The following is a 21,910-nucleotide window of genomic DNA, read 5'->3' as shown; positions in this document are numbered from 1 at the left end:
CGCCCGGATACTCAGGACGTGTACTCAAACGGTACTCAGAACGCCGAAACCCCCGTCAGGGAACGCCCGATGAGCAGCTTCTGGATCTGGCTGGTGCCCTCGTAGAGGGTCATGACGCGGGCGTCGCGCAGGAGTTTGCCGGCCGGGTACTCGTCGATGTAGCCGTAACCGCCGAAGACCTGGAGGGCGTTGTTGGCGGCGCGGACGGCGGCCTCGGAGGCGAACAGCTTGGCCTTGGAGGACTCGACGGCGAACGGCCGGCCACGGTCGATCAGATCGGCGACCCGCCAGGTCAGCAGGCGCGCGGCGTCCACGTCGACGGCGATGTCGCTGATCAGCTCCTGCACCAGCTGGTGGTGGGCGATGGACCTGCCGAACTGCTCCCGCTGCCCGGCGTACCCGACGGCCGCGTCCAGCGCGGCCTGGGCGATGCCGACGCAGCCCGCGGCCACCGACATCCGCCCCTTGGCGAGCGCGGACATGGCGACGGAGAACCCCTTGCCCTCCTCGCCCAGCATGGCCGAGGCGGGCACCCGGACGTCCTCCAGCACCAGTTCGGCGGTGGCCTGGCCGCGCAGGCCGAGCTTGCCGTGAAGGGTGCGGCGGGTCAGACCGGGCGTGGCGGTGGGGACCAGGAAGGCGGTGACGCCCTTGTGGCCGGGGGCGTTCGTGGACCGGGCGAAGAGCACGACGACGTCGGCCCAGGTGCCGTTCGTGATGAACATCTTGGTGCCGTTGATGACGTAGTCGTCGCCGTCGCGCACCGCCCGGGTGGTGAGGTTGCCCGCGTCGGAGCCGGTGCCGGGCTCGGTGAGCCCGAAGCAGCCGACGAACGCACCGGCGGTCAGTCCGGGCAGCCAGCGCCGCTTCTGCTCCTCGCTGCCCCAGGCGGCGACGGCCTTGGCGACGAGCCCGAGCGAGACGGACACGATCCCGCGCACCGAGGAGTCACCGCGGCCCAGCTCCTCCATGACCAGGCAGTACGAGACGTGGTCGCCGCCGGAGCCGCCGTACTCCTCGTCGATGGTCAGACCGAGGAAGCCGACCTCACCGAGCTTCTTCACGATGCCCCGGTCGACCTCCTCGTTCCGGTCCCAGGCGACGACGTGGGGGGCGATCTCGCGCTCCACGAAGTCCCGGGCGAGCTGCCGGACGGCGGCCTGCTCCTCGCTCAGCTCCAGGTTCACCACGCGATCACCCCACACGAGACATGAAAGCCAGCACCTTTAAATTAGCAGTGCTAGTTTCTGGTTGCAGCCCTACTATGTGCGCCATGGCCCGACCACGCAAGCCCTTGCTCAGCACCGACCGGATCGTCGGGACGGCACGCGAACTCGTGGACACGGAGGGCCTGGCGGCCGTGTCCACCCGGCGGCTCGCCGCCGAGCTCGGGGTGAGCGGGCCCTCGCTGTACAACCACTTCCGCACCAAGGACGAGATCCTGGAGGCGGTCGCCGACTCGGTGAGCGCGCAGGTCGACCTGTCGATGTTCGAGGACGGGCGGGACTGGCGCACCGCGCTGCACGACTGGGCCGTCTCCTACCGGGCCGCCCTGCGCGCCCACCCGAACATCGTCCCGGTCCTCGCCCGGGGCCCCGGACGCCGTCCCGCCGCGCTCCGGCTCGCCGACGCGGTCTACGGCGCGATGGTCGAGGCGGGCTGGCCACCGGCCCAGGCCACGTCCATCGGCGCCCTGATGCGGTACTTCATCATGGGCTCCGCACTCGGCTCCTTCGCCGGCGGCTTCGTGGACGACGCGAGCGCGTACGACCCCGCCGACTACCCCCACCTCGGGCAGGCGCACCTGCTGGCCGAGCAGCAGGAGAAGATCGACGCGCGGGCCTTCGAGACGGGACTGACGGCACTGCTGGACGGGCTGGCGCAGCAGTTCGAGCAGGCGCGGCAGGACGCGTGAGCGCCGTCAGGGCATTTCGGTGACCGCCGAACCGTCCGTGCCGCATCCTGGGCGTATGACCGACAGGGACCCCCGGGCGGCGGGCCTCGCCTCGCTCGCCGCACTGATCGCCGACGAGACCCGGGCGGCGTGCCTGCTCGCGCTGCTGGACGGGCGAGCCTGGACGGCCGGTGAGCTGGCCCGGCACGCCGAGGTCGCCCCGTCCACGCTCAGCGAGCACCTGGGGAAGCTGGTCGCGGGCGGACTGCTCGCCGGGGAACGGCAGGGCCGGCACCGGTATGTGCGGCTCGCCGACGCGCGGGTGGCCCAGCTCGTCGAGGAACTGGCCGCCCAGGTCCCGGCGGACCCGCTGCGGCAACGCCCGCGCAACCTGCGGGAGTCGAGCGCCCGCTCCGCGATGGCGCGGGGCCGCACGTGTTACGACCACCTGGCCGGCCGGCTCGGCATCGCGCTCACGGACGCGCTCACGGCACGCGGACTGCTGCGGCAGGACACCGGGTTCGCGCTGACGGACGCGGGGCTGGAGTGGTTCGGCGTGGTGGGCATCACGCTCGACCACGGGAGCCGCCGCCCGCTCGCCCGCGCATGCCTCGACTGGACCGAGCGGCGTCCGCACCTCGCGGGAGCCGCGGGCGCCGCGCTGTGCCGGCACGCCCTGGACGCCGGGTGGTGCGAACGCATCGGCTCCCAGCGGGCGGTACGGGTGACACCGTCGGGCGAGCGGGCGCTGTCGTCGTTGCTCGGGCTCGAGGTGGCGGGGCTGGGCTGAGCGGAATCGGCGCGGCCCGCGGTCAGAACACCACCAGCGCCCGGCCGCCCTTGCCTGCCAGCATGTTGTCGAAGGCGGCCGGGATGCCCTCCAGGCCGATGCGTTCGGTGACCAGGGCGGACAGGTCGAGGCGCCCCTCGCGTACGTGCTCGGCGAGCACCGGCAGGTCGCGGGCCGGATCGGTGTTGCCGTAGACACAGCCGGACAGGGTGCGGCCCCAGTGGAAGATCTCCAGGGCGTTGAAGGTGACCTCCTCGTCCTTGCCGCCGATGCCGACGACGGTCGTCCGGCCGCCCCGGCGGGTGGAGTCCCAGGCGGCACGGATGCTGACCGCCCGGCCGACGCACTCCACGGCGACGTCGACGCCCTGCTTGCCGGTGAGGGCACGGATCTCGCGCGGGGTGTTCTCGGAGGCCAGGACGTAGTCGGTGGCGCCGGCCGCTCGGGCCAGCTCCTCCTTCCCGGGGGAGACGTCCACCGCGACGATCCGGGACGCACCGGCGATGCGGGCCGACTGGAGGGTGGCCAGGCCGACCCCTCCCACGCCGAACACCGCGACCGTCTCACCGGGCTGGACCCGGGCCGAGTGGTGGACGGCGCCGTAGCCGGTGAGGACGGCACAGCCGAGGAGGGCGGCGTCGGTGAGCGGCACCCCGTCCGGCAGGGGCAGGACGCAGGACGCGTCGACCACGGTCTCCTCGGCGAACGCGGCGACGTTCAGGCCGGGGTGGAGGTCCGTGCCGTCGACGGTGCGGGCGTGGACGCCGGCGGCGCCGTTCATCGCGTTGGCGCACAGCCAGACCTCGCCCAGCCCGCAGGCGTGGCAACGCCCGCAGGAGGGGGCCCAGTTGAGGACCACGGGGGCGCCGGGGGCCACATGCGTGACCCCCTCCCCCACGGCGACGACGGTGCCGGCGCCCTCGTGGCCGAGGACCGCCGGGACCGGCACCCGCATGGTGCCGTTGGACAGGGACAGGTCGGAGTGGCAGACCCCGGCGGCGGCGAGGCGGACCCGGACCTGTCCGGGGCCCGGGTCGGGCAGCTCGATGCCGGTGATTTCCAGCGGGGCGCCGATGGCGGGCAGGACGGCGGCTCGTACGGCCATGGCTCGGGGACTTCCTTAGAACTGGAGGGACTTGGTCTGAAGGTACTCGGCGAGTCCATGCGCGCCGAGTTCCCGGCCGACCCCGGACTGCTTGTATCCGCCGAAGGGGGCGAGGGGGTTGAACCGGCCGCCGTTGATGTCGACCTGGCCGGTGTCCATGCGCCGGGCGAAGGCCACGGCCTCGGCCTCGTCGCCGGCCCAGACGGCACCTGCGAGGCCGTAGACGGTGTCGTTGGCGATACGCAGGGCGTCGTCCTCGTCGGTGTAGCGCAGGATGCTCAGGACCGGACCGAAGATCTCCTCCTGGGCGATCGTCATGTCCGGTGTCACATCGGCGAAGACCGTCGGGCTGACGAACCAGCCCCGCTCGCGCGGGGATTCGGGGCCGCCGGCGACCAGGCGGGCGCCCTCGGCGATGCCCTTCTCGATGTAACCGCACACACGGGCCCGCTGCTTGGCACTGACGAGCGGGCCGATGCGGTCGCCGTACTTGGCGGCGGCGGCCACGGCCAGCTCGACGGCCTCGTCGTACTGGTCGGTGTGGACCAGCATGCGGGTCCAGGCGCTGCACGTCTGGCCGGAGTTGGACATCACGTTGGCGACACCGACGTTCACGGCCTTGGCGAGGTCGGCGCTCGGCAGGATGACGTTGGCGGACTTGCCGCCGAGTTCGAGCGCGACCTTCTTCACCGCCGCCCCCGCCACCGCGCCGATCTGCCGGCCGACCGCCGTGGAGCCGGTGAAGGAGACCAGGTCGACGCCCGGGTGTTCGGCGAGCGCCTGCCCGGCGACCGGGCCGAGCCCGGTGACCAGGTTGAACACGCCGGCCGGTACGCCCGCCTCGTGCACGGCCTCGGCGAAGAGCTGGGCGGTGAGCGGGGTGTCCTCGGCGGGCTTGACGACGATCGTGCAGCCCGCGGCGAGCGCCGGGGCGACCTTGGCGACGATCTGGTGCAGCGGGTAGTTCCAGGGGGTGATGGCGCCGACGACGCCGATCGGCTCGTGCAGGACGGTCGAGTTGGCCACCCGCTCCTCGAAGGAATGGGTCGCGGCCAGCTCGGCGTAGGAGCCCGCGACCGCGATCGGCACACCGGCGTGGACGGTCTGCGAGAACGTCAGCGGGGAACCGAGTTCGGCGGTGACGGTCTCGGCGATCTCGTCCTTGCGTGCCACGAGCGCGTCTCGCAGCGCGGCCAGGCGGGCGGCCCGCTCGGCGGGGGGCGTGGCCGCCCAGCCGGGCAGCGCGGCGCGCGCTGCGCGTACAGCGGTGTCGACGTCCAGGGCGCCGCTCGCCGGGACCCGTCCGATGACCTGCTCGTCGGACGGGTTCACGACCTCGATCACGTCCTGGCTCCCGGCGGACCGCCAGGCGCCGTCGATGTACAGCCCGTCGTGTGCCTTCATGCTGTTCCCTCCCGGCGTGCTCACCTCGTCCGGCACACAAACTAGCGACGTTAGTTTTTCTGCGCCAGACGTACCGGGTCATCATCGCCGGGCAGGCGTACGCTCACTCTTCGGGGTCGGTTCTCCGTGTGCGCCCACCGCGGTGCCCGGGGCGCGGACGCCCGTGAGATGGGCGAAGACGACCACGTTTCCGGCGTAGCCGGTCCGACGGTGGTAGGCGCCGCCGCAGGTGATCAGCCGCAGTTCGGGGCGGCCCCGGTCACCGTAGACCTCGCGGTCGGGGAAATGTGCCTTCTCGAAGGTGCGCACGGCGTCCACGGTGTAGACGGCGGTACGGCCGTCGGCGCGGCGGACCTCGATGACCCGGCCGGCGCTCAGCTGCGACAGACCCGCGAAGACGGCGGGTCCGGTATCGGTGTCGAGATGCCCGACGGCGACCGCGGTGCCCTGCTCGCCCGGCGAGGGGCCGTCCTGGTACCAGCCGACCAGCTTCGCGTGGTCGTCCGGCGGGGCGGTCATGCGGTGCTCGCCGTCGAGCCGGAGTGCCATGACCGGGGCGTCGACGCTGAGGTAGGGGATGGCGAGGGCGGTGGCACGGGACCGGGGCAGGGGCGAGGGGCGGGGGGCCTGCGGGGCGGACGTGGTACCCGGCCGGGCGCCGGGCGCACGGTTCGCCTGCGCGGATGCGGTCGGGCCCTGGGCCGCGGGGCCCGCCGGGGACGGGCGCTGCGGCGGTGCCGGGGACCGGCCGTCCGACGGGGAACGAGCGTCCGACGGGGAGCGGGGCCGACCGTGCGACGCGGAGCCGCTGCCGGAGGCAGGCGCGCGGGCCGCCGAGGGGCCACTCCCCGCGGCGGACCCGTTTCCCGACGAAGATCCGCCGCCCCGCCCCCCGTCCGACGCCGGCCCGTGCCCCTGCCGTCCCCCCGGAGGCCGCTCGCCGCCCCGGGCGTCCGAGCGGACGCCCGTCGCGCCGGTGTCCGAGGGGTCCATGACGGGGCCGTCGCCGCCGGCGGCGCACCGGGCGCCGGTCACCACCAGGACGACGGTCAGCGCTACCGTGCGGGCCAGGCGGTAGGCGCGCGTGCGGTGCCACGGCCTGTGGGGCGGGACGCGCCGCGCGACCGGGGCGGCGGCACGTCCGGGGCGGGCGACGGGGGCCCGGGAGGGCCCGCGAACCTGACTACGCGGCACCATGCGGGCGGCGGCGGAGCCGGAACCAGACCGTCCCGCCGACCGCGGCGAGACCGACGGCGCCGGCCCCGACGACCGGGCTGAAGGCCTCACTGCGGGCCAGTCCGCCGCCACCGGCGGGCGGGCCGCCGTTGGGGCCGTGACCGCCGCCGGGGTCGTTCGGACAGTCGACGTGGAACACCTTGAGCTTGCCCGCGCCGGGGACGCCGACGACGTTCCAGGTCAGCCTGTACTGGCCGCCCGGCAGCAACAGGTCGGAGCCGGCGCCGACGCCGTGGGGCAGGGCGAGGGTGCCGTAGAGCGTCGCGCCGCCGGGCTGGGCGGGCTGGGGCGCGATGGTCCAGGTGATCTTCTGGTTCGCACCGAAGTCGACGGCGTCGAGATGGAAGCGGCACACCTTCGGCTGGTTGCGCTGGGCGGCGACGGCCGTGCCCACGACGTGGATCTTGATGTCGCCATGGGCGCCGGGCGGCGCGGCGGCGGCCGGTGCGCCCGGGAAGACGGTTCCCGCGAGGGCGAGGGCCGAGCAGGCGGCGGCGCGGCGGAGCAGGGACGGGGTCGGCATGAACCACACTCCGAGGCAGGCGATTTTCATACAATCTGCTTTGCCTGACTGTGTGTCACCGGCCCCCGCCCATCCTCGAAGCGATGCCGTGTTCCCGCGAAAACCGCTCGGATATCGCCCTTACGGCGCAACGCCGAGCGCGCCCTGCGGTCCGCCCCCGCCGCCGTCCCCGAGGTCAGCGGCAACGGCGACCTCGACGGGCACTCCGTTGAGGACCGCGGTGCCGGACAGCGGGTCGAGCAGGCTGCCGTCGAGGAGCTGGTTGACATTGACGCCGGGAGCGGTGGCGGCGTGGGTCAGGCGGGTTCCCGGACGGTCGTGGCCCCAGCCGTGCGGAATGCTCACCACGCCCGGCCGGACGCTGTCGGTGACCTCGGCCGGGGCGGTCACCTCTCCCCCGGCGCCCTTCACGCGTACGTCCGCCCCGTCCCGCACGCCGAGGCGTGCCGCGTCCTCCGGGTGGATGTGCACGGTGCAGCGGTTGCTGCCGCCGGTCAGGGCGGGCACGTTGTGCATCCAGCTGTTGTTGGAGCGCAGATGGCGGCGGCCTACGAGGAGCAGCCCCGCGGGGCGTTCCGCCAGGGCCGCGCGCAGCCGGGGCAGGTCGCCGGCGACGGGCTCGGGCAGCAGCTCGATCTTCCCGCTGCGGGTCTTCAGCGGTTGCGGCAGACGCGGGCGCAGCGGGCCGAGGTCGATGCCGTGCGGGTGGGCGAGCAGCTCGGCCAGGGTGAGCCCGTCGGGCCGGGCACCGAAGCCGTCGCCGTACGGGCCGAGGCGCAGCATCAGGTCAAGGCGCCGCTCCGGGCCGTTGTCGCCGGTGAGCTGCGTGGCGAGTGCCACGGGGTCACGGCCGTACACCGGGGAGTGGGGATCCTGGACGGCCTTGGCGAGGGTCTGGTCGACGACCATCGCGTCGACGGCGGCCGGGTCGGCGCCGTGCATGCCGGTCGCGGCCAGGATCAGCCTGGCGAGTATCTCGGACTCGGCCATGCGGCCGGGCTCCAGCGGGATCGCGGGCCGGGTGTAGCGGACCTGGTTGCGCACGGCGAGGGTGTTGAAGGCGAAGTCGTGGTGCGGGCTCTGCGCGGGCGGGGGCGGCGGCAGGACCACGTCCGCGTGGCGCGAGGTCTCGTTCAGGTACGGGTCGACGCTGACCATGAAGTCCAGTGATTCCAGGGCCTTGTCGAGGCGGTCGCCGTCGGGTGCGGACAGCACCGGGTTGGCGGCGACGACGACGAGCGCGCGGACCGGCTCGCCCTCGTCGGTCGCGGTGTCGATCTCCTCGGCCAGCGCGGAGAACGGCAACTCGCCCTTGGCCTCGGGCAGTCGTCGTACCCGGGAGTGCCAGCGGCCGAGAGCGAAGCCATGGCCGGGGCCTGCTGGGCGGGGCGTCCTGTCGGTGGCGGCTTGGGGGAAGAGGGCACCGCCGGGGCGGTCGAGGTTGCCGGTGAGGATGTTGAGGACGTCGACCAGCCAGCTCGCCAGGGTGCCGTGCGCGACGGTGCAGCTGCCGATACGGGCGTAGACGGCGGCGGTGGGGGCGGCGGCGAGTTCACGGGCGAGGGTGCGGATGACGTCCGCGTCGACGTCGCAGGCCCCGGCGACCGCCTCTGGGGTGAAGTCCCGCAGGGCCTCCCGCACTTCGGCCACTCCCCGCACATGCGGGGCCAGGTCCTTGAGGTCGGCCAGGTCCTCCTCGAACAGCACGGTGACCATCGCGGCGAGCAGCAGGGCGTCGGTGCCGGGGCGGATCGCGAGGTGCCGGTCGGCGAGGCGGGCGGTGCGGGTGCGGCGCGGGTCGACGACGGTGAGGGTGCCGCCGCGGGCGCGGAGCGCCTTGAGCTTGCCGGGGAAGTCGGGGGCGGTGCACAGGCTGCCGTTGGACTCCAGGGGGTTGGCGCCGATCAGCAGGAGATGGCCGGTGCGGTCGAGGTCGGGCACCGGGATGGCGTTCGCGTCGCCGAAGAGCAGCCCGCTGGAGACGTGCTTGGGCATCTGGTCGACGGTGGAGGCGGTGAACAGGCTCCGGGTACGCAGCGCGCCGAGCAGCACCGGCGGGTAGAGGGCGCCGGCCATGGTGTGCACGTTGGGGTTGCCGAGGACCACGCCGACGGAGTCGGCGCCGTACCGCTCCACGACCGGGCGCAGCCCGGCGGCGACCGCGTCGAAGGCCTCCTCCCAGGTGGCCTCGCGCAGGGCGCCGTCCTTGCGTACGAGCGGGGTGCGCAGCCGGTCCGGGTCGCCGTCGACGGCACCGAAGGAGGCGCCCTTCGGGCAGATGAAACCCTTGCTGAAGACGTCCTCGCGGTCGCCGCGGGCGCCGGTGACGCGGGTGCCGTCGACGGTGAGGGTCAGCCCGCAGGTGGCCTCGCACAGGGGGCAGATTCGCAGGGCGGTGCGGGACACGGATCCTCCAGGGGTCGGCGTCGGTGCCGGGCGAGCACGGTCAGAGTCAGGCTCGGAGACGTGAGCATACCGACCGGTAGGCACGGAGGGGAGTCCCCTGCTGCCGTCAGGGCACCCCTCAGTCGAGCACACGCCCCAGGTACGCCCGCAGCAGCTCCCGCGTCTCGTGGATGATCGCCTCGTCACCCTGGGGGGCGATCCGGAAGGCCAGTTGCACGAGGGTGTCCGCGCTCTCCACGGCCACGAGGAAGACGCGCCGCAGCTCTTCGTCGGGGGTCCGGCCGAGGAAGCCGGAGAGGAGTTCGGTGAGCCGGTCGGCGACCCGGGTGTTGGGCTCGGCGTGGCGGGCGTCGCCGAGCGGGATCTGGTTGCCGAAGTCGATCAGGGAGAAGCCGGGCGCGGTGCGCTTCATGCTCAGGTACTCGTCCAGTACGGCGTCCACGGCGGCACGCCAGTCTCCGCCCTGTGCGTGTTCCAGGCGCTCGGTGACCCGCTCGGTGTACCGGTCCAGGTTGCGCTGGGCGAGGGCGCCGGCCATCTGCCGTTTGTTGCCGAAGAACCGGTAGACGGAGCCGATGGGCACTCCGGCGCGCTGGGCGACGGCCCGGGTGCTCAGGGCGTCGTAGCCGACCTCGTCCAGCAGGTCGGCACAGGCGTCGAGGATCCTGGTCAGTCGTTCGGCACTGCGCCGCTGGACGGGGGCGCAGCGCAGCGATGTCGCATCGGGCACGGGCTTCATGATGCCTTTCCGCCGGGTCCGGGCGGGGCCCCTCTGACGTACTGACGCACAGGCCCCGCACCAGAGTACGAAGAAGCGTGCCCGTGGCACTCACCGCCCGGCGGTGAAGGCCGTGGTGGTGGCGGGGGGCGAGGCCGTGGAGCGCCGGACGGCGGAGTGGAAGACCGTCGGGCCCGCGCCCTGGTCCGAGGCTGCGCCCGGGTCCGGGTCCGGGTCCGCACCCGAGTCCGCGTCCGCGCCGGACGCCGTGATGTCGGCGGTGCTCTCGACCTTCTTGCCGCGGACGGCCCACACGGTGCCGTCGTCGGCGTACAGGCGGGCGGTGACGTGGTGGGTGCCGCGCGGGACAAGGTGGCCGGCCAGGTGGAACTCACGAGTGTGCAGCCGGGCGACCCGGTGGCCGTCCAGGAAGAGGTAGGCGAGTCCGCGCCCGGGCACCGCCCGCGGCTTCGCGTGGGCCGGGGAGAGGCGGAAGTTCCGGAACGTCAGCAGGACGTCCCAGCCGCCGCCGGAGTCGGGGGTGACCTCCACGCCGACCTCGGGCGCGTCCTCCCGGTCGACCTCGCGCAGGTGCCGGCCGGTCTCGTCGGTGTCGTCCAGGACCTTGCCCACCGGTGAGGAGGACACGGCACTGCCACGCCCGTGCGCCTGGCCGGTCCCGCAGCCCGCCACACCGAGCGGCAGCAGGACGCAGACCGCAAGGGCGGTGAGGGAGTTACGCGTCCACGACGTCCACGACATGCTCCGGAGACTAGAACACCCCTTCCGGCACCCGGATCCGTCTGAAGTCTGGTTCTCCTCCTCCCCGGGGTGGAGGACCGCGAGGAGCGCCCCTGGGCGGACGGCACGGGAAAGGGGTGGAGACCTCTTGCGTCCGCACCCACACATTCCTACGGTGTTACATAGGAATCAAGGAATCAGCGTCACAAGGTCGCAAGGGAGCGAGCATGAGCGGGGACGCGCGGAAGACGGCCGAGGGGCTGTCTTATCTGTCCGGGTTCGGGAACGAGCACGCCTCGGAAGCGGTGCCGGGTGCCCTGCCCGAGGGCCGCAACTCGCCGCAGCGGGCACCGCTCGGCCTGTACGCGGAGCAGCTGAGCGGTTCGGCGTTCACCGAGCCGCGCGCCCACAACCGCCGCTCCTGGCTGTACCGCATCCGCCCGTCGGCCGCGCACCCTGCGTTCACCCTGACCGGCAACGGCGCGATCCGCACGGCCCCCTTCACCGAGGCGGTGCCCGACCCGAACCGACTGCGCTGGAACCCGCTGCCGCAGCCGCCCGCGGGAACCGACTTCCTCGGCGGCCTGTGGACGCTGGGCGGCAACGGCGACGCGGCCCAGCGCAGCGGCATGGCGGTGCACCTGTACCACGCCAACTCGTCGATGGAGCGCGTGTTCAGCGATGCCGACGGCGAGCTGCTGATCGTGCCGGAGCGCGGCGGGCTGCTGCTGCACACCGAGTTCGGCCGACTCCATGTCGAACCGGCCGAGGTGGCGCTGATCCCCCGTGGGGTGCGCTTCCGTGTGGAACTGCTGGACGAGACGGCCCGCGGATATGTGTGCGAGAACTATGGGGCGCCGTTCCAGCTCCCCGACCTCGGGCCGATCGGCGCCAATGGGCTCGCCAACGCCCGGGACTTCCGGGCGCCGGTCGCCGCGTACGAGGACGTGGACGGCCCGGTGGAGGTGGTGAACAAGTTCTGTGGCAACCTCTGGACGGCCGCGTACGCCCACTCCCCCCTGGATGTGGTCGCCTGGCACGGCAACCATGTGCCGTACGTCTACGATCTGCGCCGTTTCAATGTGATCGGCAGCATCTCGTACGACCACCCGGACCCGTCCATCTTCACGGTCCTGACGTCCCCGTCCGACACCCCGGGCCTGGCCGGCGTCGACTTCGTGGTCTTCGCGCCGCGCTGGCTGGTGGGCGAGGACACCTTCCGGCCGCCGTACTTCCACCGGAACGTGATGAGCGAGTACATGGGCCTGATCGAGGGTGCCTACGACGCGAAGGCGGAGGGTTTCGTGCCGGGCGGCGGCTCGTTGCACAACATGATGTCGGCGCACGGCCCGGACCGGGAGACCTTCGACCGGGCGAGCGCGGCCGAGCTGAGGCCGCAGAAGATCGACGACGGCCTGGCGTTCATGTTCGAGACCCGCTGGCCGCTGACGCTCACCCCGCAGGCCGCCGGGGCGGAGCACCTCCAGCAGCGCTACGACGACGTGTGGCAGGGCCTCGAACGGCACTTCCGGTTGTCCTGACCACTCCGGTCGCCGGCATTGCGCTGACCGTTCTTCATTAGGTACGGATAGCCAAGTGACCTCCTTTGCTCCGGATTCGATCGTCCTGAACCGCAAGCTGCCGCTCTGGTATCAGGTGTCGCAGTCGCTGCGCGCCTCGATCCTCGGCCGCTCCGCCCGGGACCCACTGCGCCTGCCCACCGAGGAGCAGCTGGCGGAGCACTACGGCGTCAGCGTGCTGACCATGCGGCAGGCGCTGAAGGAGCTGGAGGACGAGGGACTGATCAGCCGGCACCGGCGGCGCGGCACGTTCATCGAGCCCGACGCCCGGCCGGGCGCCCCGGTGCGGCTGCTGGGCTCGGTGGACGCGATCGTGGCCCAGCAGTCAGGGATGACGACCGAGCTGCTGGGCCACGGAACCACCCCCGTGCCGACCGGCCTCGCCGAGTACTTCCCGGACCTCACGGAGGTGGCGACGTACCACCGGCTGCGCAGCGACGAGGAGACCGGCGAGCCGACCAACCACGCCGTCAACCACGTCCGCCCCGAGGTGGCCGCGCGCATCGAGCTCGAGGACCTGGTCCGCTGGCCGATGACGAAGGTGCTGCGGGACGCCGTCAAGGCGAACATCAGCCGCATCACGGACACCGTGGAGGCCCGGCTCGCCGACCCGGAGACCGCGCGGCTGCTCCAAGTGCCGCTGCTCAGCCCGATCCTGCACTACACGGGTGTGACGTACGACACCGAGGGGCGGGTGCTGGACGTGGCGGTCATCCACTACCGGGGCGACCGTTTCTCCTTCACCGTGACGCTCGACGCCACCTGATCCCGGGCCGTCAGGCCGTACCATGCCCAGCGTGACGCACGACGACGCTCCGCCGCTGGCGGACCTCATGCCGTGGTCCGTCGCACCCGTGCGGCCGGGCCGCGCCTGGCCCACGGCGCCCGATCCGGCCTCCCTGAAGGCCCGCTGGGCCGCTCTGCTGAAGGCGGAAGGGCCGGACCGGGAGGCCCTGTTCCAGCCGACCCGCTCGCGCACGCTCCAGTCGGCGGTGGGCCAGCTGCCGGGCCGGCCGGGCGGCACTGGGCGGCTGGCGCGCGCCGGGGGCCCCTGCGCCGAGCCGGTGCGGGTCCTGTCGGCACCCTTCGACGAGCAGTGGCTGATCCCGGACCACCGGCTGATCGACGCGGCCCGGCCGGAATTGTGGCGGGTGACGGACGAGCGGCAGGTGTTCGTGGTCGAGACGGCCGACGAGCGGCCCCTGCTGGCGACCTCCTTGTTCCCCGCCCTGCGCACCGGCCGCATCCGCCCGCTGTACCGCCGCCCCGGCGGCGCCGAGCCGAATCTGGCCCCGGGCCTGCTCGACCACCTCCGCGCCCGCCTCGGCGAGCGCCCCGCTCCCGTGGACGTACTGGCCTGGATCCTCACCGCCGTCCGTCCCGACCTCTCGGTGCCGCTCACCGAGGACGCGGAACTCTGGGCGCGGGGCGTCGAGCTGGGCCACCGCACCCTGTGGCTGATGCGCCGCGACGGCGAACGCCCCAAGCTGCCGGGTGGCCGCCGCCCCTACGTCCGCGCACCCCTGCCCGCCGGCCCCCTCACCCCTCGCTACGACCGCGACGAGGAGACCCTCCACCTGGACGAGGGCCGCATCTCGCCCGTCCCGCCGGACGCCTGGGACTTCGAGGTGGCCGGAGTCCGCGTCCTCGAGGCCTGGGTCGCGGCGCGCACGGCCCCCGCCGAGCCGGGCACCCTCGCCGCGATCCGCCCGTCGGCCTGGCCGCAGACCTGGACGTCGGAGCTCCTGGAACTGATCACGGTCCTGGCCCTGCTGGCCGAACTCCAGCCACTGCGCACCGAGTTGACGTCGAAGACGACATCGGACGTGACGGCGGCCGAGCTGCGCCGCGCGGGCGTCCTCCCGGTCCCGGACCCGGCGCGTCGCCCCGCCTCGGTCCTCGACCACCCCGAGGAGGGTCCGGAGGGCCAGTTCGCGTTGCTCTAGCGGCGGCGCAGGGCGGCCTCCAGCCGGGCGATGTCCTCGGCGTCCTTCGCCCGGCGAGGCCGGGAGGGGTCCCAGACGGGCATCATGCGCTTGATCTCGATCTGGACGCGCGGGCTGACGATCGGCGCCGCCAGACCTGCGATACGCCCCGGCTCGGTGCCGAGCATCCCCTCGGGCCACAACGTTCCGGCCCAGGGCCCGCCGGCGACGGTCACGCGGCCCGCGTCGTCCCGGTCCAGCAGGGTGAAGCTGCTGTCCAGGCCGTCCTTGGTGAAGTCGAGCTGGAGGTCGGGGGGCGGACCGGGTACCGGACGGTGGCCGAGCCCGGTCAGGGCCGTGCGCAGGCGGGCCGCGTCCCAGGCCCAGGCGAACCAGTCGATGTCGCCGTGCTCGCGCGTGATCTCGCCGAGGAAGAAGTCCATCGCCCAGCCGCCGCGCAGCCACAGCTCTGTCCCGTCGCGCCGGGACATCTCCAATGTTGCGGCGATCAAAGCGAGTTGACGCTCCGCACGGTCCTGGCTCCGGCTCACCGCGCTGCCGCTCCACGCTCCGGGTCGAATCCGTCGAGGACCCGCTTCAGGAGCCGCTCGAACACGGCCTCCGCGTCGACCGGCCCGGGGGCCTCCGTGAACGCCGCAGCCATCCTCGGATACGCGCCCGAGGCGATCCGGCCGCTCAGGTAGGTGATCCGGGCGGCGTTCTCCTCCTTCTCGGACCACGGCAGGGCGCGGACCCGCTCGGCGGTGTCCAGTTCGTTGCGGACGTAGGTCGTCACGACGCCGTTGAGCATCGCGATCAGCTCGAACTTGGTGCTGTAGGAGGCCTCCAGCGGGTCCAGGCAGGCCAGGCAGTGCTCCAGGTAGCGCAGGGCGTGCGGGCTGAAGCCGTAGACGGGGGACATCAGGCGCGGCAGCCACGGATGGCGGTGCATCAGCGTGCGGGTCTGGTGCGCGACCCGGAGCAGGTCGTCCCGCCAACTGCCGCTCGGCTCCCACGAGGCGTGCTCGGCGCTGACCGCGTCCACCATCAGCTCGTAGAGGTCCTCCTTGCGGGGGACGTAGTTGTACAGCGACATGGTGCCGCAGCCCAGTTCGGCCGCCACGTGCCGCATCGACACCGCGTCGAGCCCCTGCGCATCGGCGATCCGGACGGCCGCGGCGGCGATGTCGTCGCGTGTGCGGGCCGGCTTCGGCCCCCTGCCCGTGCGCTCGGGGCGCGCCCAGATCACCTCGGGTACGGCGCCTCGGACTGCCATCGGTCATCACCTCGGCCACCATCCTAGTGGCGTACACCGTACGTAGTGCGCTACGTTCGACCCATGGCTACTACGTACGCTGTACTTAGTGAAGGGCTGGAGAAGCGGTTCGGTGCGGTGCACGCCGTGCGGGGACTGGATCTGGCCGTGGCCCGGGGCTCGGTGTGCGGGCTGCTCGGGCCGAACGGGGCGGGGAAGACGACGGCGGTACGGCTGCTCACCACGCTGCTGCGTCCCGACGGGGGCTCGGCGCGGGTCGCCGGGCAGGATCTGGTGCGGCAGCCCGCGGCCGTACGCCGGCGGATCGGGGTGACGGGACAGCGCACCTCGGTCGACGGAGACCTCACCGGCCGGGAGAACCTGCGGCTGTTCGCGAGGCTGCACCGGGTGCGGGGGCCGGCCGAGCGCGCCGGTGAGCTGCTGGAGCGCTTCGGGCTCACGGAGGCCGCGGACCGGAGGGCGGCCACCTACTCGGGCGGCATGCGGCGCCGGCTGGACCTCGCCGCGAGTCTGATCCGGCGGCCCGAGGTGCTGTTCCTGGACGAGCCGACCACCGGGCTGGACCCGGCCAGCCGCAACCTCGTCCGGGAGGCGGTCCGCGAGCTGCGAGCGGACGGTACGACCGTGCTGCTGACCACGCAGTATCTGGAGGAGGCCGACCAGCTCGCCGACGACATCGTCCTGATGGACCGGGGCCGGATCGCGCACACCGGCTCGCCCGCCGAACTCAAGGCGCTGATCGGGTCGTTCGCCGAGGCCGTCGTCGCCCATGCCGGGGCGCTGGAGCGGGCGGCCGTCGTGCTCGGCCGGCTCACCGGCGGTGAGCCGGTGTTCGACCGTGAGCGGAACGCCGTCGGCGCGGTCAGCACCGATCCGACCCTGACCCTGCCCAGGCTGGTGCGCGAACTCGACGCGGCGGGCGTGCCGTTGCTGGACGCCGGCCTGCGCCCGCCCACCCTCGACGACGTCTTCCTCCGGCTCACCGGGGAGTCCACCGACAACAAGGAGCCTGTGGCATGAGCGCGTTGGCCCACGACGGACTGGCGATGACCGGACGGCAGCTGCGGCGGGTCCGCAACAGCCCGGGAATGGCCGTGCTGACCCAGATGATGCCCGTCAACCTGCTGCTGTTCTTCGGCTATGTGTTCGGCAGCGCGCTGGCGATGCCCGGCCGCGAGTACCGCTCCTTCCTGGTGCCCGGTCTGCTGGCGGCGACGGCGGCCGGCGGGCTGATGACCGGCATGTTCCAGGCCGCCCAGGACACGCACCGGGGGGTGATGGACCGGTTCCGCACGATGCCGGTCAGCCGGGCCGCCGTACCCCTCGGCCAGGCGGTCGCGGACCTCGTCGTCACGACGGTGGGAACGGTGCCGCTGCTGTTGGCCGGGCTCGCGGTGGGCTGGCGGATCGAGGGGTCCGCACTCGCGGCGGCCGGCGCGGTGGCACTGCTGCTGCTCTTCCGGCTGGCCTGCACCTGTGCCGGGATCTTCCTGGGGCTGCTCACCCGCAGCGAGGAGGCGGCGGGCCAGCTCGGCGCCTCCTCCTTCGTGCTGCCGCTGCTGTCGAACGCCTACATCCCGACCGACAACCTGCCGGGCCGGCTGCGCACGCTCGCCGAGTGGAACCCGATCAGCGCGGTGACCGCGGCTCTGCGGGATCTCTTCGGCAACTCACCCGTCCCGGCGGACTCGGCCTGGCCGGTGGCCCACCCGGTCGCCGGGGCGCTGGCGTGGAGTCTCGCGCTCGTCACGGTGTTCCTGCCGCTCGCGGTGCGCCGGTACGCGCGCGGGCGGCGGTGAACGGCTGCTGACAACAGCGCCGCTCAGAGGAGATCATCCACGCCATGGACCTTCTCCCGCTGCCCCTGGAGGGCATCACCGTCGTCGCCGTCGAACAGGCTGTGTCCGCGCCGTTCGCGACCCGGCAGCTCGCCGATCTGGGGGCCCGGGTCGTCAAGGTGGAGCGGATCGACGGCGGCGACTTCGCGCGCGGCTACGACACCGCGGCCCGCGGTCTCGCCTCGCACTTCGTGTGGTGCAACCGGGGCAAGGAGTCCATCGCCCTGGACCTGAAGGATCCGCGCGGCCTGGACGTCGTACGGCGGCTGGTCGCGGACGCGGACGTGTTCGTGCAGAACCTCGCCCACGGCGCGGCGGCCCGGCTCGGGCTGGACGCGGCCACCCTGTGTGCCGCGCACCCGCGGCTGATCGCGGTGGACATCTCGGGCTACGGCGGATCGGGGCCGTACGCGGACAAGCGGGCGTACGACATGCTCGTGCAGTGCGAGGCGGGGCTGGTGTCGGTGACCGGCACGCCCGAGCAGCCGGTGAAGGCGGGCATTCCGGCCGCGGACATCGCGGCGGCCATGTACGCGTTCTCCGGGGTCCTGGCCGCACTGGTGCGGCGCGGCACGACCGGGCGCGGCGGGCCGGTGGAGGTGTCGATGCTGGAGGCGCTGGCCGAGTGGATGGGACATCCGCTGCACCACACGATGCACGACGGCACTCCCCCGGCGCGCACCGGGCTCGCGCACGCCGTCATCGCACCCTACGACGCCTACGAGACGGCGGACGGCGGGCGGGTGCTGCTGTCGGTGCAGAACGACCGGGAGTGGCGGCGGCTGGCCGAGCAGGTCATAGGCAGGCCGGAACTGGGGACGGATCCGGCCTGTGCGACGAACGCTGCGCGGGTGGCGAACCGGGAGCGCACCGACGCGCTGGTCGCGAGGGCGCTGGGCATGCTGAACGCCGACGAGGCGCTGGCGCGGCTGGAGAAGGCAGGCATCGCGTGCGCCCGGCTCAGGGATCTGCCGGAGCTTGCGGCGCATCCGCAACTCGCGGCCCGGGAGCGGTGGCGTGAGGTGGGTTCGCCGGTCGGGCCGTTGCGCGCGCTGCTGCCTCCCCTCACGTTGCCGGGCGGGGACGAGGCACGGATGGGTGACGTGCCCGCGCTCGGACAGCACACCGAGGCGCTGCTGCGTGCCGTGGGGATGACGGACGAAGAGATCGCAGCCTTGCGCCGGGACGGTGTGGCGGCCTGAGCGCGAGCCTCTCAGTGGCCGCCGAACAGGGAACGGCGCAGTCGGCGCAACGGCGCGAACAGGGAGACCCGGCTGACACGCGCGCCCCGGTCGCTGGGCTTGCGCACGGTGTCACGTGCGGTCAGCTCACGCATCAGCGACGTCGCCTCGATCGTCTTCTGCTGCGGTATGGCGGGACCCGCCAGCACCGCCAGATGGCGGTCCAGGCGCGAACTGGTCGCGCTGCTCCCGCAGGTGATCGCAGGGACCCTCGCCCTGCTGCGCACTGTTATCTGCTCCATGTCACTCCCCACCCGTACGAGTCCACCCGGCCCGGGCAGAGTAACCCTATCGCCCCGGTGGGGCACGCGTGTATCACGGTCACAGGATTCACCTTCCCCGTAAGGCTGTTGACCATGCCGATGTGACTACTCTCCGAATCCGACCGATTTCAAGGTGAGTTGGACAACCGGCTGAACAATGGGCTGCGCTGATCCACCATCAGGCTCCACGGTCACGGGGAGTGACGTCGAGGACTGCGCGAGCCCCCTGGGCGCCCTGGGGCGTGTCGCCCGCGAGGAGGCCCGGGGAGCGCGCTCGCGCACGGGGGGCGCAGGAGCCACGGCGGACGGACGCGGCCACCGGGCGGGGTGCCGTGTCCGCCGAGGGTGACGACGGTTCGCCCCGGCGACACGGAAGCGGTCACTCCGATCGTGCGGGCCCCGGACCTCCTCGCTGCTCGCGGCGTGGGCGCCGGGGGCGGCGAGAACGTGGGCGATCTCACGTGCCCGGACCCGTTCGGCCTCGGGCCGGCCCCGAGCGCGCTGCGCCTGCGCGTGAAGAGGGAGGCGACGAGGAGGGCCGCCGCCGCGGTGGCCGTGGCGGACGGCACGAACAGGGGGCGCGTCCGGGGCGTACGGGTGCGCGACGGCGGTGGTGGGCACCCCGGACGTGCGTCGGACGTGGGTCGGACGTGCGTCGGACCTGCTCGGCCAGGGCCGGGTGGACAGCCGCCGGGTGCGCTCCCGGCCGGGGGCCTGTTGCCGGGCCGAGGTCCGCTCCCCGGCGTGGGCCTGCTCCGCCGGGGCCCGGCGCGCTGACGGGTCGGGCGCTGACGGGTCGGGCGCTGTCGTCGGGCCGCCGGAGCGGATCTCGTCGGGGGAGACGTCGCCGCTGGAGCCGACGGAGCCCCGAAGAGCAGGCGGCCGCCTCGGGAACACCCGGAACAAGGAGCGGAAATGCCGTGCACGGGGCGCACCTGTGCCGGATCATGGCGGCATGTCCGCGAACCCACACGACGCTCTGCCGATCCGGCTCAACGTCGACGACTCCGACTCGCCGTCCGACGTCGTCGACGCGCTGTTCCTCGGCCGCTTCGCGACGGGCGAGCAGCCGTACTCGCACGCGGTGAACATCGACCGCGTGCGCTCCGGCGCGACCCTGCTGCCGGACGGCGCCCGCGTGCTGCGCGTCGCCCGCGACGACGACCGCAGCGCGACCCTCGCCGAGGGCAACGGCTGGACCCTGCTGGTCTCGCGCTGGAACCGGGGTGCGGACGTCACGGTCACCGCCACCAGTGCCGAGCTGGCGAAGCGGGTCCTCGACCAGGCCACGGACGGCGCGGCGGACGAGCCCGAACCGCAGCCGGAGAACGTGTCGATGGGCTTCTGGTACGTCTCCCCGAGGCGCGGCCCGTACCGCACCACCCGGCAGATCTCAGCGGGCACCTGGGACGAGGTCCGCCCCAACTACACGGCGCCCGTGGCGGACGCGATGGACGGCCTGATGAAGACGACCCCGCAGGACATCGCCGGCCGTCTGCTCCTGCTGCACGGCCCGCCCGGTACCGGCAAGACCTCGGCGCTGCGCACACTGGCCCGCTCCTGGCGGGACTGGTGCCAGGTGGACTGCGTCCTCGACCCGGAACGGCTCTTCTCCGACGTCGGCTATCTGATGGACATCGCGATCGGCGAGGAGGACGGCGCGGGCAAGGGCCGCTGGCGTCTTCTCCTGCTGGAGGACTGCGACGAGCTGATCCGCGGCGAGGCCCGGCACACCGCGGGCCAGGCCCTGTCCCGGCTGCTCAATCTCACCGACGGCCTGCTCGGCCAGGGCCGCAACGTCCTGGTCGGCGTCACCACCAACGAGGACCTGGAGCGGCTGCACCCCGCCGTCGTCCGCCCCGGCCGCTGCCTGGCCCGCATCGAGGTGGGCCCGCTGACCCGCCGCGAGGCGGTGAACTGGCTCGGCACCGAGGAGGGGGTCGGCCGGGAGGGGGCGACGCTGGCCGAGCTGTACGCCCTGCGCCGGGGCACGGCACCGACGTCGGTACCGGGGGCACGGGAAGGGGCGGACGCGGGGCTGTACCTGTAGGACGGTCCTTCGGGTGCTTTGATGGACGTATGACCCTGTTCGTCGGCACGTCGGGGTGGCAGTACAAGGACTGGCGGGGCGTCCTGTACCCGTCCGACTGTCCGACCCGGCTGTGGCTCGAGGAGTACGCGGCCCGGTTCGCCACGGTGGAGATCAATAACGCGTTCTACCGGCTGCCGACGCGGGAGAACTTCGCGGCGTGGCGCGACCGTGTGCCCGAGGACTTCGTGGTCGCGGTCAAAGCCAGCCGCTTCCTCACCCACATCAAGCGCCTGAAGGACCCCGCGGAGCCGGTCCACCGCCTGATGACCCACGCGGCGGGCCTCGGCGACCGCCTGGGCCCCGTCCTCCTCCAGCTCCCGCCCACCCTGCGCGCGGACCCGCCCCTGCTGGACGACTGCCTGGCCCGCTTCCCGTCCGGCACGAGGGTCGCGGTGGAACCCCGGCACGAGTCCTGGTGGACGCGCGAGGTGCGCGAGGTGCTGTCGTCCCGGGGTGCGGCCCTGTGCTGGGCGGATGTCCAGGCCCACCCGGTCACCCCGCTGTGGCGCACCACGGACTGGGGTTACGTCCGCTTCCACCAGGGCCGGGCCAGCCCGTGGCCGCGCTACGGCCGACGGTCCCTGGAGACATGGGCGGACCGCATCGCGACCACCTGGTCCGATGCCGAGGACGTGTACGCGTACTTCAACAACGATCCCGGCGGGGCGGCGGTGAAGGACGCGGTGGCCTTCGGACGAACGGCGAGGAGGGCGGGTCTGACGGTGACGCGCACACCTGAGCCGGCGGCACACCGCTGACCGGTCGACGGGTTTCCGCCGCGACGCCCCCCGGCCACGACGGCGCCCGGTCCCGACGGCGCCCGGTCCCGACGGCGCCCGGCCACGGCCGCGCGCAGGCCGGCGGTGCCGAAACCCCGC

At 73.3% G+C, this 21,910-nt stretch carries 21 protein-coding genes; 10 read left to right on the top strand and 11 right to left on the bottom strand.

Going from position 1 to position 21,910, the window contains the following annotated elements:
* Positions 1 to 35: 35 nt before the first annotated feature.
* On the bottom strand, positions 36 to 1,187 hold the full coding sequence (locus K7G59_RS26230; protein WP_225838452.1) for an acyl-CoA dehydrogenase family protein: 1,152 nt from the start codon (positions 1,185 to 1,187) through the stop codon (positions 36 to 38).
* An 86-nt stretch (positions 1,188 to 1,273) separates the two neighbouring features.
* Here K7G59_RS26230 and K7G59_RS26225 point away from each other — a divergent pair, with 86 nt between their 5' ends.
* On the top strand, positions 1,274 to 1,915 hold the full coding sequence (locus tag K7G59_RS26225) for a TetR/AcrR family transcriptional regulator (protein ID WP_225838356.1): 642 nt from the start codon (positions 1,274 to 1,276) through the stop codon (positions 1,913 to 1,915).
* Positions 1,916 to 1,970: 55 nt separating this feature from the next.
* Complete coding sequence (locus K7G59_RS26220) at positions 1,971 to 2,684, top strand: helix-turn-helix transcriptional regulator (RefSeq protein ID WP_225838353.1); 714 nt, start codon at positions 1,971 to 1,973, stop codon at positions 2,682 to 2,684.
* A 22-nt stretch (positions 2,685 to 2,706) separates the two neighbouring features.
* On the opposite strand, the gene K7G59_RS26215 is transcribed toward K7G59_RS26220, so the two are convergent.
* The 7 genes from K7G59_RS26215 to K7G59_RS26185 form a co-directional block, all read right to left on the bottom strand.
* Positions 2,707 to 3,789: a Zn-dependent alcohol dehydrogenase gene (locus K7G59_RS26215; RefSeq protein WP_225838350.1), complete on the bottom strand. Its 1,083-nt coding sequence runs from the start codon at positions 3,787 to 3,789 to the stop codon at positions 2,707 to 2,709.
* A 15-nt stretch (positions 3,790 to 3,804) separates the two neighbouring features.
* Positions 3,805 to 5,193, bottom strand: a complete 1,389-nt coding sequence (locus K7G59_RS26210) for an aldehyde dehydrogenase family protein (RefSeq protein ID WP_225838348.1) — start codon at positions 5,191 to 5,193, stop codon at positions 3,805 to 3,807.
* An 81-nt stretch (positions 5,194 to 5,274) separates the two neighbouring features.
* Positions 5,275 to 6,186, bottom strand: a complete 912-nt coding sequence (locus K7G59_RS26205; RefSeq protein WP_308295093.1) for a class F sortase — start codon at positions 6,184 to 6,186, stop codon at positions 5,275 to 5,277.
* A 190-nt stretch (positions 6,187 to 6,376) separates the two neighbouring features.
* Positions 6,377 to 6,952, bottom strand: a complete 576-nt coding sequence (locus tag K7G59_RS26200; protein ID WP_225838346.1) for a hypothetical protein — start codon at positions 6,950 to 6,952, stop codon at positions 6,377 to 6,379.
* 120 nt (positions 6,953 to 7,072) lie between these two features.
* Positions 7,073 to 9,358, bottom strand: a complete 2,286-nt coding sequence (locus K7G59_RS26195; protein ID WP_225838343.1) for a molybdopterin oxidoreductase family protein — start codon at positions 9,356 to 9,358, stop codon at positions 7,073 to 7,075.
* A 118-nt stretch (positions 9,359 to 9,476) separates the two neighbouring features.
* Positions 9,477 to 10,097, bottom strand: a complete 621-nt coding sequence (locus K7G59_RS26190) for a TetR/AcrR family transcriptional regulator (protein WP_225838340.1) — start codon at positions 10,095 to 10,097, stop codon at positions 9,477 to 9,479.
* A 90-nt stretch (positions 10,098 to 10,187) separates the two neighbouring features.
* A complete protein-coding gene (locus K7G59_RS26185; protein WP_225838338.1) occupies positions 10,188 to 10,838 on the bottom strand; it encodes a hypothetical protein in 651 nt (216 codons plus the stop codon).
* Positions 10,839 to 11,044: 206 nt separating this feature from the next.
* Here K7G59_RS26185 and hmgA point away from each other — a divergent pair, with 206 nt between their 5' ends.
* The 3 genes from hmgA to K7G59_RS26170 are packed head-to-tail and all read left to right on the top strand — an operon-like array spanning position 11,045 to position 14,343.
* Positions 11,045 to 12,358 (top strand): homogentisate 1,2-dioxygenase, encoded by a 1,314-nt coding sequence (gene hmgA, locus K7G59_RS26180; RefSeq protein ID WP_225838335.1) that lies wholly within the window; start codon positions 11,045 to 11,047, stop codon positions 12,356 to 12,358.
* A 55-nt stretch (positions 12,359 to 12,413) separates the two neighbouring features.
* Positions 12,414 to 13,163 (top strand): GntR family transcriptional regulator, encoded by a 750-nt coding sequence (locus K7G59_RS26175; protein ID WP_225838333.1) that lies wholly within the window; start codon positions 12,414 to 12,416, stop codon positions 13,161 to 13,163.
* Positions 13,164 to 13,185: 22 nt separating this feature from the next.
* Positions 13,186 to 14,343, top strand: coding sequence for a type ISP restriction/modification enzyme (locus K7G59_RS26170; RefSeq protein ID WP_225838330.1), 1,158 nt, complete (start codon positions 13,186 to 13,188; stop codon positions 14,341 to 14,343).
* Here the strand turns inward: K7G59_RS26170 and K7G59_RS26165 are convergent.
* Both K7G59_RS26165 and K7G59_RS26160 read right to left on the bottom strand, forming a co-directional pair.
* Positions 14,340 to 14,873, bottom strand: a complete 534-nt coding sequence (locus K7G59_RS26165; protein ID WP_225838328.1) for a nucleotidyltransferase domain-containing protein — start codon at positions 14,871 to 14,873, stop codon at positions 14,340 to 14,342. The two genes, K7G59_RS26170 and K7G59_RS26165, sit on opposite strands and share 4 nt — an antisense overlap.
* Complete coding sequence (locus K7G59_RS26160; protein ID WP_225838326.1) at positions 14,870 to 15,598, bottom strand: TetR/AcrR family transcriptional regulator; 729 nt, start codon at positions 15,596 to 15,598, stop codon at positions 14,870 to 14,872. Before K7G59_RS26160 ends, K7G59_RS26165 begins: the two co-directional genes overlap by 4 nt.
* Before the next feature lie 63 nt (positions 15,599 to 15,661).
* Here K7G59_RS26160 and K7G59_RS26155 point away from each other — a divergent pair, with 63 nt between their 5' ends.
* The 3 genes from K7G59_RS26155 to K7G59_RS26145 are packed head-to-tail and all read left to right on the top strand — an operon-like array spanning position 15,662 to position 18,638.
* Positions 15,662 to 16,618, top strand: coding sequence for an ATP-binding cassette domain-containing protein (locus K7G59_RS26155; RefSeq protein ID WP_225838323.1), 957 nt, complete (start codon positions 15,662 to 15,664; stop codon positions 16,616 to 16,618).
* On the top strand, positions 16,615 to 17,397 hold the full coding sequence (locus tag K7G59_RS26150; protein ID WP_225838320.1) for an ABC transporter permease: 783 nt from the start codon (positions 16,615 to 16,617) through the stop codon (positions 17,395 to 17,397). The genes K7G59_RS26155 and K7G59_RS26150 overlap by 4 nt, the downstream gene beginning before the upstream one ends.
* Before the next feature lie 44 nt (positions 17,398 to 17,441).
* Entirely contained in the window at positions 17,442 to 18,638 is a 1,197-nt protein-coding gene (locus tag K7G59_RS26145; protein ID WP_225838317.1) for a CaiB/BaiF CoA-transferase family protein, read from the top strand.
* A gap of 11 nt (positions 18,639 to 18,649) precedes the next feature.
* On the opposite strand, the gene K7G59_RS26140 is transcribed toward K7G59_RS26145, so the two are convergent.
* On the bottom strand, positions 18,650 to 18,919 hold the full coding sequence (locus K7G59_RS26140; RefSeq protein ID WP_225838315.1) for a hypothetical protein: 270 nt from the start codon (positions 18,917 to 18,919) through the stop codon (positions 18,650 to 18,652).
* 976 nt (positions 18,920 to 19,895) lie between these two features.
* Here K7G59_RS26140 and K7G59_RS26130 point away from each other — a divergent pair.
* Together K7G59_RS26130 and K7G59_RS26125 are read left to right on the top strand one after the other, a co-directional pair.
* Positions 19,896 to 20,990 carry a DUF5925 domain-containing protein gene (locus K7G59_RS26130; RefSeq protein WP_225838313.1) on the top strand — a complete coding sequence of 365 codons (1,095 nt, stop codon included), beginning with the start codon at positions 19,896 to 19,898 and terminating at the stop codon, positions 20,988 to 20,990.
* 29 nt (positions 20,991 to 21,019) lie between these two features.
* Positions 21,020 to 21,790 (top strand): DUF72 domain-containing protein, encoded by a 771-nt coding sequence (locus K7G59_RS26125; RefSeq protein ID WP_225838312.1) that lies wholly within the window; start codon positions 21,020 to 21,022, stop codon positions 21,788 to 21,790.
* The last annotated feature ends 120 nt before the right edge of the window (positions 21,791 to 21,910 follow it).

Origin of the sequence: Streptomyces sp. NK08204 (assembly GCF_020400585.1) — a bacterium.
Lineage (GTDB): Bacteria > Actinomycetota > Actinomycetes > Streptomycetales > Streptomycetaceae > Streptomyces.
Note: the sequence above shows the minus strand (reverse complement) of the source record. Positions and strands in the feature narration are given on the sequence as shown.